Raw genomic sequence first — 12,786 nt, 5'->3', positions numbered from 1 at the left:
GTGGTGAGGTGAGGGCTGGGGCTATTAAGCTACAGCTGGAGATGTGAACATTGGAATCATTCCTGGTTTGGAGCCAAGTTGATGGAGTTCGTGACCAAAATAGCTTTGTTATTTAGAATTGTGCCAGGTACGTGAGCAAACGTTACCTATGTGTGAGCATCGACCACTCTTCCGTGAGCATATCTGAAATTTTGTGAGTATCCGGCACCTGGGCGCCAGCACCGGGGTCCGTAACGGGCAAGGTTGCTAAAAAAAGCGTCATTACTTAAAAAATCAGCTTAATATCTGAGGACCTAAACCGAAGTTTTAGATTGCCTTTAGAAAAAGTAGACCAAAAATCACGCATACCCTCGAAAAGGACTTAGCGAGATTTGAAATCATTCCCGGTTTGAAACCAAGTTGATGGGTTTCGTGACCAAACCATCTTGATTACGTGGAATTCCATTCTCTTCGGGGCTAATTATCCAATAATCCTGGAAAACTACTCAACATTGAACTAAAAAACACGGAGGCATGTTATGGGGGCCTGGGGTGTAGGTAATTTTGAAAATGATTCAGCCTTGGATTGGATGCACGACTTCCTTGAATCTGAAGATAAGATGACAATACTAAAGAAGACATTTAAAATGGCTACAAGAGGAAATGGGTTCTTCGGAAAGTTATTTAGGAGAAGCCCTGAACTTGAAGAACCCGAAGCTGCCGCAGTGCTTGCAGCAGGAGAAGTCATTTCCTTACTCCTTGGAAAGCCTGCCACCGAATTACCTGATGAGTTGATTGATTGGGCAAGCAAGAATCGACTGAATTTAACTATAGGCTTAGTAAACGATGCATTAAGTGTCATTGGTTCAGTGAGAAAAAACTCTGAGTTAAAGTTTTTGTGGGAGGAAACGGATGAATATCATTCCTGGCTTAAAGAAGTAACGGATTTAGAAAATCGGTTACGACCATAAACATCATGTTTTGCTCGGCGATCGAGGATCGAGAGCTTCATAGAAATATTATCGATCCCTTTTAATAACAATTGAATGAGGGGATTATCTTGATTAAAAAAATTGATCTAAGCAGGAGAGAAAATGCTATAAAAGTATTTAACATTCAAATACCATCATACATGGTCGAGGCTGAAATCATTGGTTCTTATGAAATACCACCATTAAAAGATACAATTGATACTTTGCAACAATGCGGAGAAATTTTCTTTGGATATTATTTAGAGGAAGAACTGTGCGGGGCAATATCAATAAAAGTAGATCATGATGAAATAGATATCCATAGGCTAATCGTACACCCCAATCATTTTAAAAAAGGAATAGCACAAATGCTTTTAAATTACATTGAAAGTGAGTTCGAGGTTGGAACAATAAAAGTAGGAACAGGGTCTAAAAATACCCCAGCAATTCGCTTTTATAAAAAGAATGGTTTTCAAAAAACTAAAGAAGTCTTAATAAGGGAAGAGTTATCCTTAACCTTCTTTGAAAAGAAGTTTTAATTACTCGTTATTAAAGTAATGGAGATCTTTAGTTCATCAATACAATCCGATCGGCAATTCTCAACGCCTCATCCATATCATGCGATACAAAGACAATCGTCTTCTCAACTCCGCAGGATAGCGATCCCCAAACTTATTCGGATCCAACCCTACTAGGTCAAGCAACTCGTCGGCTTTTTCATGTACAAGTTTTTATCCATCTTCTTTCGCTTCGGCACCAGGGCCATCGCGGATAATCATATGAGGAAACAACCGAATCTGCTGGATCACATAGTCAATATCTCTTCTGATCTATAGACCCCTTATAACGAAATGTGCTCTGAATGGATTTATGACCCGCCCACTGCTTAATTTGCTGCAAAGGAATCCCTTGCTCCACCAGTCTCCGACAATACGTATGACGCAGGATCTGACACGTCACCGCAAACAGCTTGTCACTATACCCTTCCACCACAAACTGGATCGCTCTCGGCTGCATAATCCCCGAGCGCTCGGTAACAAATAAAGATAAGCTGTCTAGATGAGCTTTCTTCTCCGATTAAGAACGATACTTCAACCATATATAAATTAATTTGGCTCAGCCCCACTCACCTCAAACCTCCTTAAAAGTCATCCCGGATCGTCCCATATCCCGCCAGATCCTCCGGATTGGCTCCAAAAGCAAAAAACAAAGCATTCAAATAGGACGATGAAATCATCGCCCCGTGTCACCCATAGATATCCTTAAATATGCCCTTATAATGAGGAAAAAGCATTATCCATATTTTGTCCTTGATTTCCCTCTCAAGATTTGATACTTTATTAAAGTAACTTTAGAACAAGCTTGTGGGAGTTGATGGGGTCCTGGTGGCCCTCCCGGTCTTCAAAACCGAGTGTGAGGCACGTGATGTCTCAGGTGGGTTCGATTCCCACCTTCTCCCGCCAAAATACATAAACAAAAGCTGACCAATAGGTCAGCTTTTTTATTTTCTTGGATTCTTCGAATTGGGAATCGCCCCTAACCCACCCCTAGTGGGTTCAATCGTCCGTGAAGACATCTTCGAGTAAACTGAGTAGGACGAACGTCTTTTTCTTCCGCTGTTTACGCGAACGGAGTGAGCACTTCAATCAATGAAAAAGAGTATTCCCACCTTCTGTTGTCAAAATGAATGAATTATTGCAGTTTCAATTTAACTTTTACACTTTACTGTTGGGATCAAAAAATATCCCTCTCAACAAAATTAATCGTCAAGAGGGCTTTTATCTTACATGATTCGGTTGTCTTATTGCGTTTCCTGCAATACGGCGTCCTTTTCCAACAGCAACCTTTGAATGGGTGCCTAATACATATTTAACACCTTGATCTACTGGCCTAAGAACAATGCCTGCTTTACGTGAATCTCGAAAAAGTTGATCACGGGATGCGCCTTCGTAGTATTCGTCCATCTTTTTCGTCCATTTGTTAACTTTACTCATCTTCCTCACCTTCTTTCCATTCAGTAACAGTCTGTATACAATTCTCAGTTTTTAAACAAAATTTTCTTTCAGTTCTGTGGTGCCTTGTTATATTTCTATGCGTTGTCTTATCATTCGAATACAGAACAGGCAAAGTTCTGTCCTTAGGGTGCACATAAACAAATGTTTTTGACAACAACTTAACTCCGATTCGGTCACAAGTAAAATTGCAAAATAAACTATCGTTATAAAATTTAAATCTATAATGCCCTTTTTCGAATACTTTCTCTAAATCTTCTTAACTCATTAAAGAAGAAATCTTGGCGTTTCGCAAGTCTAAATCAATAAATTACAGACAAATTAGCCTCAAGTACGAACGGTCTTCCACCTACCTCTCGCACTTTCATTCTGGACCAAACTAGTGTATGATACGGGTCTTCATATAAATAAATGCCCGTCCCTAGATAATGTTTTTCTCGGCTGAAAAAGTAAAGCCGTTACTTTAATATATATATCGCATAGTGATCTGTTGTTCCATGATAAAGTTTGAATGTTTCCGACATTATTATTCTCCAATATTTAATCTAATCTTACACTAATTACACATAAAATATAAATAAAATACGAGACCCTCCGCTCAATGATGAACGAAGGGCTTTCGAGTAAATGTCGAAGGTGTATCCATATTATTTCACTTTCTTCCCAACTACATACGCCTGACCGAGAATAAATGTAATCAGTACACCGGCCAAACGTATAGATAGCTTCTTCCGACAGATTCAATCCGAGTCCTTTGTTAGCAATGACAAGGCCAGCACCAACGATTGCCATCCAGAACTTGTTCATTTCGAGGATACCCCCTCAGGCAGGACACTGTCCCTCGTCACAAAGTAAAGTGGAGCACTTTACTTTTGGTGTATTTATTCAAACTTAAACATGCTTTTATTGATCGAGCCATGTACTCCCCAGTTTCCATCGACCACCTGTGTAATGCCGAAATCTACGGCTGTTGACATAAGGGTATGGGCTTCATCTTCTGTGAGGCCAATATGGTTCATTAGGAACCAACGAACCTTAATGGCTGCATCTTTGTAGGCTTTATCAATGGAAGACTTTTCATAAATGAGTTTTTGGGCATTCTCACCAAGGGATTCCAAGTAGTTCGGATAGCTGAAGCCGTGGATTACCCACTGGTCAGATGTTTCTAATAGAGGGAAGTTAAGGCCTTTTAGCTTAGTATCTAATGTATTTTTCTTGTGTAGGATGAATTGAAAGGTACCGTTTAATGAAGTTTCAATTGCTGTTCCGTTTAGCTCAGAATCTCCTTGTCCAGCATGGGGATCCCCTACAGTAAAGTAACCTCCAGAGACTGAAACAGGATAATACATCGTGGATCCTTTACCTACACGCCAGTCATCAACATTTCCTCCAGTATAGGAAGGAGGAACGGAATCGACGACCTCTGCTTCTTTTGGTGCTAGACCCATGGTACCGAAATGAAGGCGGGCAGGCACTCGCACGTTGTTCAGGATGTCATGGTTTTTCGAAACGGTCTCATGATTGACTACAATCCCGGGATAGTCAATGGTTTCATGAACAACTCCATCTGGAGTGGTTTGCGGCGTCCAGCGATAGTTATAAAGTAGCTTAGCCCAGTTTTGCTGACCTGTTGCATCAAGTTCATAAACGGTGATTACTTCTCGCTTTTTCGGGTCCTCAAGTAAGTCGTTGTAGAGAAAGCCCCAATTAGCTGCTGCATTTACTCCATAAGTTTTTCCTGCAAATTTTGGATTACCGCTTGGGCGCAAGGCAACATCTAAGATTTTCACCTCTAGAACATCTCCTGGTTCCGCACCTTTCCTGCATCCATGTCTCGGTGGAAAGACAAACCTTTAGAAATTTCTGAACGCCTCCTTCACTCCTTCGAATGTCCCAGAACAATTCACTTCGTTGTCAGCTTCTATTGTACATAGTTAGAAAGCTTACCGATTTGTTCAACTTCAACAACCACAAGGTCTCCCGACTTCATGGAACAACTCCCTGAAGGTGAACCCGTTGCCAAAACATCACCCGGCTCTAATGTCATAACCTGCGAGATCCAACTGATAAGATACGGAATGGTAAGGGACATTTGATTCGTATTACTATCCTGAACGACTTCCCCGTTTAAGGTTGTAACAATTCTTAGATTTGAAGGATCTATACCGGTAACAATCCACGGACCGATTGGCCCAAAAGTATCAAACCCTTTGCCCCTTGTAAACTGAGGATCGTTTTTTGTAAGATCCCTTGCTGTTACATCATTAAATATAGTGCAGCCAAATACATAATCCATTGCATCTGCTTCTCTTATATTTTTACAGCGTTTCCCAATTACGAGTGCCAATTCACCCTCCAGCTCCACTTGATTGGTTAAGTCGTTTGAAGGAAGAATGATTTTTCCCTGGTCTGGAATGAGCGAAGATAGCGGTTTTAAAAACAAAAAGGGTTCCTTTAGATTGGCCTTGCCGCCAGTTTCCTTCGCGTGTCCTGCATAAGTCCAACCGAAATTAATCACTTTAGACGGTTCGACAGGCTCCAGAATCTTTACATCCTTATATTTAACCTTTACACCGTCATACTTAATTTCCTTGTTGACCAATTCTGCAAAATTGCTCGAAAGTTGAAAGATGTCCTCACCCTCAACCATACCGAAATATACGTTGCCATTTTGGTTCATATAGCGAACTATTTTTTGTGTTGTTGTTTTTTGTAGCACCTGCATTAGAAATCATCTCCAAATTAAGAATATTCACAAAATAAGGGTCGCAAATTTATGCAGCGACCCCTCTAGCTTGACCAAACAGTATCACCCTTGTATGACTTAAGCTTTATCCTGTGTATCGCGCTTTTATGTACATACACCTCTCACCTACTGATGCAATCTATCTGAAATCGCTAGGGAAAACCGTTAAGTCGATGTTCATGATGGCTGGTAGAATCAGATATACAGCACCGACAATAAGAATAATGGCCAAAATATTAATCCAGAATCCAGACCTCACCATTTCAGAAATGGTTATTTTTTCAGTGGCATAAATAATGGCATTTGGAGGGGTCCCGACGGGTAACATAAAGGCACAATTGGAAGCCATTGCTGCAGGTATCATCAAGGCAAATGGATGAACATTAATAGCAAGTGAAAGAGATGCCAAAATGGGCAGAATCATGGTAGCAGTAGCCATGTTAGACGTAATTTCAGTCAAAAATAGGATTAAAGCCGTTGTCAGGAGTATAGTAAGTATGAGATTCATACCCTCAAGCACAGTCAATTGCTGTCCAATCCAGTCAGCCAATCCTGTTTCTTTAAATCCTCCTGCAATCGCTAAACCCCCTCCAAAGAGCAAGAGCACTCCCCAGGGCAGTTCACGTGAAACATCCCAATCCAACAGTTTACCGCCTTTCGTCTTTGAAGGAATCAAGAACAATAGAATCCCGACAAAGATAGCAATCATGGTATCACTGATGCCAGGAATCAAGTCTGTCCATAAATAGGTTCTTGAAATCCACATGAATGCAGCAAACAGAAACAGGGAAAATACGCATTTCTCTTCATAACTCATTTTGCCAAGCTTGCTTCGTTCTTCCTCGATCAATCTCTTTCCGCCTGGAAGTTCTTGAAGTTTAACGCGAAAGGCAACATTCACGAGGTAGAACCATGTAAAAACGATTAAGACAAGAGCGATTGGTGCTGCAAAAAATAGCCAAGTTGCAAAAGTAATTTCCACATTATATAATTTTTGAATGGTCGCTGCTAAGATGATGTTCGGAGGAGTTCCGATGAGCGTCCCAAAACCTCCGATCGTTCCTGCGAAGCCAATCCCAAATATAAGCGCTTTCTCGAACGTTCTCAATAAACGGCTATCATCCTTGCTCTCCCTTATATTCGACAACGCTTGGAATGTAATCGCTGTTCCAATAGGAAGCATCATCATGACCGCTGCTGTGTTGGATACCCACATAGATAAGAAGCCGGTTGCGATCATAAAGCCTAACACAATTCTTTTTGGATTAGCACCGACTTTAGAAACTATGAAAATCGCAATGCGTTTATGCAAATTCCACTTTTCCATTGCGAGCGCTATCATGAATCCACCCAAAAAAAGAAAGATAATCGGATCTCCATAGGCAGAAGCTACTGCTGCTCCGCCAACGGCTTGAGTAATCGGTAACAGGATGAGAGGCAATAGAGAGGTAACCGGAATAGGAATGGCCTCTGTTATCCACCATACGGCTACCCAGGCAGTAGTGGCCAAGACAGATACGGCACTTTTCTCCAGCCCCTCAGGAGAGAAGAACATTTGGATCAAGGCAAAAAGAAGTGGACCGAGTACTAACCCTATCAACTGAGAACGCTGATAGGCTGGTTGCTTCTCTGGCAAGTGCTCATTTTTATTTTTAATCATATCTACAATGGGTTCAGTTTTTCTAGGAACAGATGAAAAAGATAATACCTGTTTAACCTTGCAGTGAGCTCCCCAACTCCTATCCCACGCTTGTTTTATCATTGATTTTTCCACTAAAAGTCCCCTCCAAATTTTGTTATAAAAAATAATGGGAACTACCCCTAATGAGGATACCAAAGTTGTAGTCCCACTTTTTACATTGCGATAAACCACCAATTGAATTCTTTTGAAAGGGGTTCTATTATCTTTCTATGGTCCGATACTTTGCGATCTCCAGTTCATAAAGATCATTACCGTGTACATCATAGACAACCATAACCGGGAAATCCTTAACAATAAGTTGACGAATGGCTTCTGGGCCCAGATCTTCATATGCAACTACTTCTGCGGATTGGATTTTATCACTTAGGAGGGCGGATAGTCCGCCAACGGCAGAAAAACAAAGGGCTTGGTGATCTATGCACGCATCTTTTACCTTTTGACCCCGTGGCCCTTTTCCGATCACACCCTTGACCCCATATTCAAACATGGCCGGTGTATAGGGGTCCATCCGGGAAGCCGTTGTCGGAGCGATGGATCCAATCACCTGTCCGGGTTTCGGTGGTGTAGGTCCAGCGTAAAAGATGATATGGTTTTTCAGGTCCAAAGGAAGGGGGTGACCCTTGTCCAACAGCTCGAGAAACCGCTTATGGGCTGCGTCTCTCGCTACATATATGATTCCATTGAGGAAAACTTCATCTCCTGCCTGTAAATTTAAAACATCCTCCATCGTAAGCGGCGTTTGTAAATAGACCTTGGCCATTTTTAGCACCTTCCTTTTGCAAATTTAAAGTACGTATGATTTTTTACGTGCAGCATGGCACTGGATATTTACGGCAACTGGAAGAGCTGTTATATGGCATCCATAGGTTTCAGCAGCTACCCATAATGCCGTATTCGTACCACCCAGTCCCTGCGGACCAATACCCAGCTTGTTGATCTCTTCCAATAATTCTTTCTCTAGCTGAGCAATATGCGGTTCATGATGATAAACACCTACTTCACGCAGTACGGCTTCTTTTGCAATCTCCGTTACTTTATCGAAGCTCCCGCCGATACCCACTCCCACCACGATAGGGGGACACGCTCTTCCTCCAGCCGCTTCAATCGTGTCCAATACAAATTTCTTCACGCCTGCCGCCCCTTCTCCAGGGAGCAAGAATTTCATGGCACTCATATTCTCACTTCCGCCTCCCTTAGGCAGCACTGTTAGTTTAATGCTGTCACCAGGAACGATTCTGGTGTGTATCACACCTGGGGTATTATCGTTTGTATTTACTCGGAGTAATGGGTCCCCTACGATTGAATTACGAAGGTATCCCTCTTTGTAGCCTTTTCGAATACCATCATGAATCGCGGCTTCAAAATCTCCTCCCATGATGTGTACATCCTGGCCCACCTCCGCATAAACAACGGTAAGCCCTGTATCGTGGCAGTAAGGTCTGTCTTCTTTGGCTGCTAATTGAGCGTTTTCAATTAGCTGCTCAAGGATCGACTTCCCCAGTGGAGATTGTTCGGTTTCCAGAGCCTTATGGAATCCTTCCACAATGTCTTCTGGCAGGTAGTAACAAGCCTCCCAGCAAAGTACAGCAACAGCATCACGAATTTGTTCTACAGAAATGTTCCTCATTCTCAACCATCCTTTTATTTTTTTGTTTACGATAAGATCCCTTGTTCGTCCCTTGAATTAAGTATAGAATAAACAATCATTCATGTATAATGATTATATATGAACAGATTGATCGACTTTACTGATCAAAAGTGTTAATATCGTAGTCATCAGGAGGGGAATCACTTTGGAACTTAGTTGGCTAAATACATTTATAACGGCTGCAGAGGAGGGAAATTTCAGGAAAACCGCGGAGAGACTCCATCTTGCCCAGTCAACGGTCACGCTTCATATTCAAAATCTTGAAGACGAGCTCGAAACTCAGCTGTTCGACCGCGTCGGTAGGTCAGTTCAGTTAAATCCAACAGGACTTGGATTCTTAGAGTACGCCAAAACCATTATGGAGACCTACAACGGGAGCGTAGAATATGTCGCAAGGCGTCTTCAAGGTTACCAGGAAACGATCAAAATCTCTGTTTCTACACTCGTTGCAACAACCTATCTTCCCAGGTGGATTAGAGAGTTTCGCAAAGTGAGTCCAGAAACAGAGTTTACAATTGAAGTGACGGATTCGAGGTCAGTCGTAGCGAGCGTGATCAATCAGGAGTGTGACATCGGCATTGGCCGAATTCCCGCCGTACAGGAACAATTGGAAAGCATTGAGCTATATAACGACCCCATTGTTCTCGTTGGTCCACACGGCGTGGGTGTACGAAATGAAAGAGAGGTAAGTACGAACGACATCTTCAGAGAAAATTTACTGTTCACCAATAACCATCCGATATACTGGGATGACCTATTATTTCAGCTTCGTCGACACGTATCTAATGTGAGAACCATGAAGGTAAACAAGGTACACGTTTCCATTGAATGGATTAAGGAAGGGATGGGCATATCCTTTCTTCCGCTCACAACAGTGAAAGACCAGATCGAGAAGGGAAATATTGATTTAATTCCTTTTCCATACTTCTCTCTCCCGTCTGCACACACCTATTTATTGACACGGAAGAATCAAAACCAGACAATCAATAGCTTTATCGAGCTAATTTCAAGGAAAGAGATCAACGATACGACAGGCGTCTAGCCTAGGCGTCCAACGGATGACTACTGTTCTAAATGCTCACTGTCCTGCCCGACAATATTCGATGCTCACTTCGGGGAATACCCCCTCAGGTAGGGGACTGTCCCTCGTCTCAATGTAAAGTGCGGAGCACTTTACTGGTGGCGATCAAAACTTACTTACTGTAATTCGATTGTATCTTTTTACTCTTTTCATATATGAATCCTTAATGTATAATCAATTTCAAACCTAATTCCAAGTATGTTTATAGGAGTAATATTGAATGATTTTAGCCAAAATGATCTTACATCTTTTAAATCAGCATGAAATCTTGGATACCATTACCTTAGCCGATGCACTCGAAGATACACGGATCGATGAGCGATTAACATTTTTAACATCAAGTGGATACATAAATGAAGTTGGAAAGAATGAATATGAAATTACACCCAAAGGAAGAGAAGCGTTAAGGAAAATATAATCAAGACAGCATTTGTAAGGAGGGGGCATCCATTGAATTCCTTACTACCAAACACCCTTAAGGAATTTTTAGATATGGTTAATACAGAAGATGGATTACTAGCATTAATTTAAAATTTAATGGAAGAATACAAAAAGTCCTCATTTCCGAAAGAAGGATGAGGAGTTTTTGTATTCATATAATGGTAATACCGAATGATTTGCTTTATTCAGTTCCAAAATGATCATTTTGGTAGTGATGATAAACAATAAGGCATCTTTTTGTGAGAATCATAATAACAGCCTTTGTCACTCCGGTGATACCCCTTAGGTAGGAGCCTGTTCACTTTTCTATCGGTAAAGCCGGAGCCCTATACCAAAAGAAATGTTTACTTCAGGGATACCCCCTCAGGTAGGGGACTGTCCCTCGTCACAAAGTAAAGTGCGGAGCACTTTACTTTTGTCGATCATTACACCGTTTCTTGTGAAGAATCTTTTCTTTGGTTTTCATGCCAGAAAATTACCTTTGATCATATGTTAAGACTGTAATATAATCATTCTTGTTGATAAGACATTCCTCAGTAGCTCAATGGTGGAGCAACCGGCTGTTAACCGGTAGGCTGGCGGTTCGAGTCCGTCCTGAGGAGCCAATATGGAGGAATACCGAAGTGGTCATAACGGGGCGGTCTTGAAAACCGTTAGAGTGCAAGCTCACGTGGGTTCGAATCCTACTTCCTCCGCCATTTTCGGACGATTAGCTCAGTTGGCTAGAGCGCTACGTTGACATCGTAGAGGTCGGCGGTTCGAATCCGTCATCGTCCACCATATACTGAATTCCCACTACTCCGATTAGCATCTCGTTGGAATTCGATTGTAGTCCCCGTAGGGGGCACCATACGCCGGCTTAGCTCAATTTCAATTGGTAGAGCGGTTCGATTACGCTATGCTCCACCATACATAGAAGGAAAGCAGCCGTCCAATTAGGACGGCTTTCGTTTAAAGGCGCAAGTCCGTTTACAAAGCACATGAAAATTCGCAGTTAACATCATAAAAACTGGACTTTCTCCAACTGTTATATTGGAAAAAGTCCAGTTTTAATTTTATCTGCATTAGTGAACATGACTAAGCTAATAATACCCCCTCTAGGGTATTTTTAAAGACAAAATGAGCAAAAGTCCACTAATAGTAAACATCTAAAATGGAAGCAAGAATAAATAAACGGACATTCTCCACCTACTGATTAACATAGAGTAGGATTTCATCTTGTAGGTGGAAAAAATCCAGCTATTAGCTCTGAAAAACAAATTTACAAGCTATATTGAAGCTTTAGTTGTCGATTCTCCACTTATTTTGCTTTTTTTCCTCTATTTTTTTCGGATAAATGGACTTTTACCACTAATAATTACAACCCATCTCGATGCCCTCTATGCGATCCCCCCGTTTTATAAATCACACTCGAACTCACATGCTATTTCAAAGATTGTCTTATTTTGATTTAGATATAAAGCCATGTAAAACTGAATGTGAGATGATCCATCCTTTGCACCTGCAATGGTATTCAATTCTTTAATACTCTGTTAAACTCCCCTCATAAGCCTTCTCAATGATCCTCTGAATGTCGGCAGCCCTAGTCAGTCTAGGGTTGGCTAGCACGTTTCCGCTTCGCATCGAGTCCTCTACTAATTTCGGCAAGGCTTCTAGGGAAACACCCAATTCTTTGATATTAAGCGGAATTTGCATCGCCCGATTCATCTCGATAACGGCGTCAATGGCTTTTTCAGCCGCCTCCGTCACTGATAATCCGCTGACATCTTTTCCTAATGCGACAGCGATATCTCTGTACTTCTCCGGACATGCCGGCAGATTGAATTTCATGACAAAAGGTAGCAGAGCGGCATTGGCAATGCCATGAGGAATATTAAACACCCCTCCGAACGTGTGGGAAATCGCATGCACATTGCCCAAGCGGGATTGGGCAAAGGCTACCCCGGCCATCATGGAAGCTACAAGCATATTTTCTCGATTTTCTAAGTTCGTTCCGACAAAATAAGATTTCGTTAGGTTTTCCCCTATCATTTTAATCGCGTGTAGGGCAAATCCCTGACTAACAGGACTAGCCATCTTGGAAGTATAGGATTCAATGGCATGAGTTAAGGCATCCATGCCTGTCGCTGCTGTAAGTCCTTGAGGCAACCCCAAAGTGAGAGACGGATCCAATATCGCAAGCGTTGGAAATAAGTAGGGGCTAATG

Annotated in this window: 12 protein-coding genes, 4 tRNA genes and 3 pseudogenes; 8 read left to right on the top strand and 11 right to left on the bottom strand. The window is 41.8% G+C overall.

Features of this window, described 5'->3' with window-relative positions; genetic code table 11:
* The first annotated feature begins 518 nt into the window (after positions 1–518).
* Positions 519–950 (top strand): DUF4259 domain-containing protein, encoded by a 432-nt coding sequence (locus EIZ58_RS30495; protein ID WP_134704764.1) that lies wholly within the window; start codon positions 519–521, stop codon positions 948–950.
* Positions 951–1,039: 89 nt separating this feature from the next.
* Complete coding sequence (locus EIZ58_RS30490; protein WP_134704763.1) at positions 1,040–1,489, top strand: GNAT family N-acetyltransferase; 450 nt, start codon at positions 1,040–1,042, stop codon at positions 1,487–1,489.
* A gap of 34 nt (positions 1,490–1,523) precedes the next feature.
* Here EIZ58_RS30490 and EIZ58_RS35265 read toward each other — a convergent pair.
* Together EIZ58_RS35265 and EIZ58_RS30485 are read right to left on the bottom strand one after the other, a co-directional pair.
* A pseudogene (locus EIZ58_RS35265) lies at positions 1,524–1,780 on the bottom strand (P-loop NTPase family protein); the annotation flags it as partial.
* Positions 1,764–1,982, bottom strand: a pseudogene (locus tag EIZ58_RS30485) (tyrosine-type recombinase/integrase); the annotation flags it as partial. The pseudogenes EIZ58_RS35265 and EIZ58_RS30485, both read right to left, overlap by 17 nt.
* A 334-nt stretch (positions 1,983–2,316) precedes the next feature.
* Between EIZ58_RS30485 and EIZ58_RS33970 the strand changes: the two are divergent.
* A tRNA-Sec gene (locus EIZ58_RS33970) sits at positions 2,317–2,413 on the top strand.
* Between the two features lie 315 nt (positions 2,414–2,728).
* Here EIZ58_RS33970 and EIZ58_RS30480 read toward each other — a convergent pair.
* The 7 genes and pseudogenes from EIZ58_RS30480 to EIZ58_RS30450 all read right to left on the bottom strand — a co-directional run bounded on the left by EIZ58_RS30480 (position 2,729) and on the right by EIZ58_RS30450 (position 9,037).
* Positions 2,729–2,944, bottom strand: a complete 216-nt coding sequence (locus EIZ58_RS30480) for a hypothetical protein (RefSeq protein WP_134704761.1) — start codon at positions 2,942–2,944, stop codon at positions 2,729–2,731.
* A gap of 558 nt (positions 2,945–3,502) precedes the next feature.
* The gene (locus EIZ58_RS30475; protein WP_134704760.1) at positions 3,503–3,769 is read right to left on the bottom strand and encodes a hypothetical protein; all 267 of its coding nucleotides are present in this window, start codon (positions 3,767–3,769) and stop codon (positions 3,503–3,505) included.
* A gap of 74 nt (positions 3,770–3,843) precedes the next feature.
* Positions 3,844–4,770 (bottom strand): annotated as a pseudogene (locus EIZ58_RS30470) (acetamidase/formamidase family protein); the annotation flags it as partial.
* A 113-nt stretch (positions 4,771–4,883) separates the two neighbouring features.
* Positions 4,884–5,687: a fumarylacetoacetate hydrolase family protein gene (locus EIZ58_RS30465; RefSeq protein ID WP_134704758.1), complete on the bottom strand. Its 804-nt coding sequence runs from the start codon at positions 5,685–5,687 to the stop codon at positions 4,884–4,886.
* A 160-nt stretch (positions 5,688–5,847) separates the two neighbouring features.
* The gene (locus EIZ58_RS30460; RefSeq protein ID WP_134704841.1) at positions 5,848–7,470 is read right to left on the bottom strand and encodes an SLC13 family permease; all 1,623 of its coding nucleotides are present in this window, start codon (positions 7,468–7,470) and stop codon (positions 5,848–5,850) included.
* A 139-nt stretch (positions 7,471–7,609) separates the two neighbouring features.
* The gene (locus EIZ58_RS30455) at positions 7,610–8,170 is read right to left on the bottom strand and encodes a Fe-S-containing hydro-lyase (protein WP_134704757.1); all 561 of its coding nucleotides are present in this window, start codon (positions 8,168–8,170) and stop codon (positions 7,610–7,612) included.
* 24 nt (positions 8,171–8,194) lie between these two features.
* Entirely contained in the window at positions 8,195–9,037 is an 843-nt protein-coding gene (locus EIZ58_RS30450; RefSeq protein WP_134704756.1) for a fumarate hydratase, read from the bottom strand.
* Between the two features lie 166 nt (positions 9,038–9,203).
* Between EIZ58_RS30450 and EIZ58_RS30445 the strand changes: the two genes are divergently transcribed.
* The 5 genes from EIZ58_RS30445 (at position 9,204) to EIZ58_RS30425 (ending at position 11,360) form a co-directional block, all read left to right on the top strand.
* Entirely contained in the window at positions 9,204–10,100 is an 897-nt protein-coding gene (locus EIZ58_RS30445) for a LysR family transcriptional regulator (protein ID WP_134704755.1), read from the top strand.
* A 259-nt stretch (positions 10,101–10,359) separates the two neighbouring features.
* The gene (locus tag EIZ58_RS30440; RefSeq protein WP_134704754.1) at positions 10,360–10,557 is read left to right on the top strand and encodes a hypothetical protein; all 198 of its coding nucleotides are present in this window, start codon (positions 10,360–10,362) and stop codon (positions 10,555–10,557) included.
* A 553-nt stretch (positions 10,558–11,110) separates the two neighbouring features.
* A tRNA-Asn gene (locus EIZ58_RS30435) sits at positions 11,111–11,185 on the top strand.
* A gap of 4 nt (positions 11,186–11,189) precedes the next feature.
* Positions 11,190–11,278, top strand: a tRNA-Ser gene (locus tag EIZ58_RS30430).
* A gap of 5 nt (positions 11,279–11,283) precedes the next feature.
* Positions 11,284–11,360: transfer RNA gene (locus EIZ58_RS30425), tRNA-Val, on the top strand.
* Positions 11,361–11,439: 79 nt separating this feature from the next.
* Here the strand turns inward: EIZ58_RS30425 and EIZ58_RS34995 are convergent.
* On the bottom strand, positions 11,440–11,562 hold the full coding sequence (locus EIZ58_RS34995; protein WP_255438475.1) for a hypothetical protein: 123 nt from the start codon (positions 11,560–11,562) through the stop codon (positions 11,440–11,442).
* A gap of 539 nt (positions 11,563–12,101) precedes the next feature.
* Positions 12,102–12,786 (bottom strand): iron-containing alcohol dehydrogenase (locus tag EIZ58_RS30420; RefSeq protein WP_134704753.1); only part of this gene is annotated, 685 nt, incomplete at its 5' end.

This window comes from Ammoniphilus sp. YIM 78166 (genome assembly GCF_004522215.1).
Lineage (GTDB): Bacteria > Bacillota > Bacilli > Aneurinibacillales > RAOX-1 > YIM-78166.
Note: the sequence above shows the minus strand (reverse complement) of the source record. Positions and strands in the feature narration are given on the sequence as shown.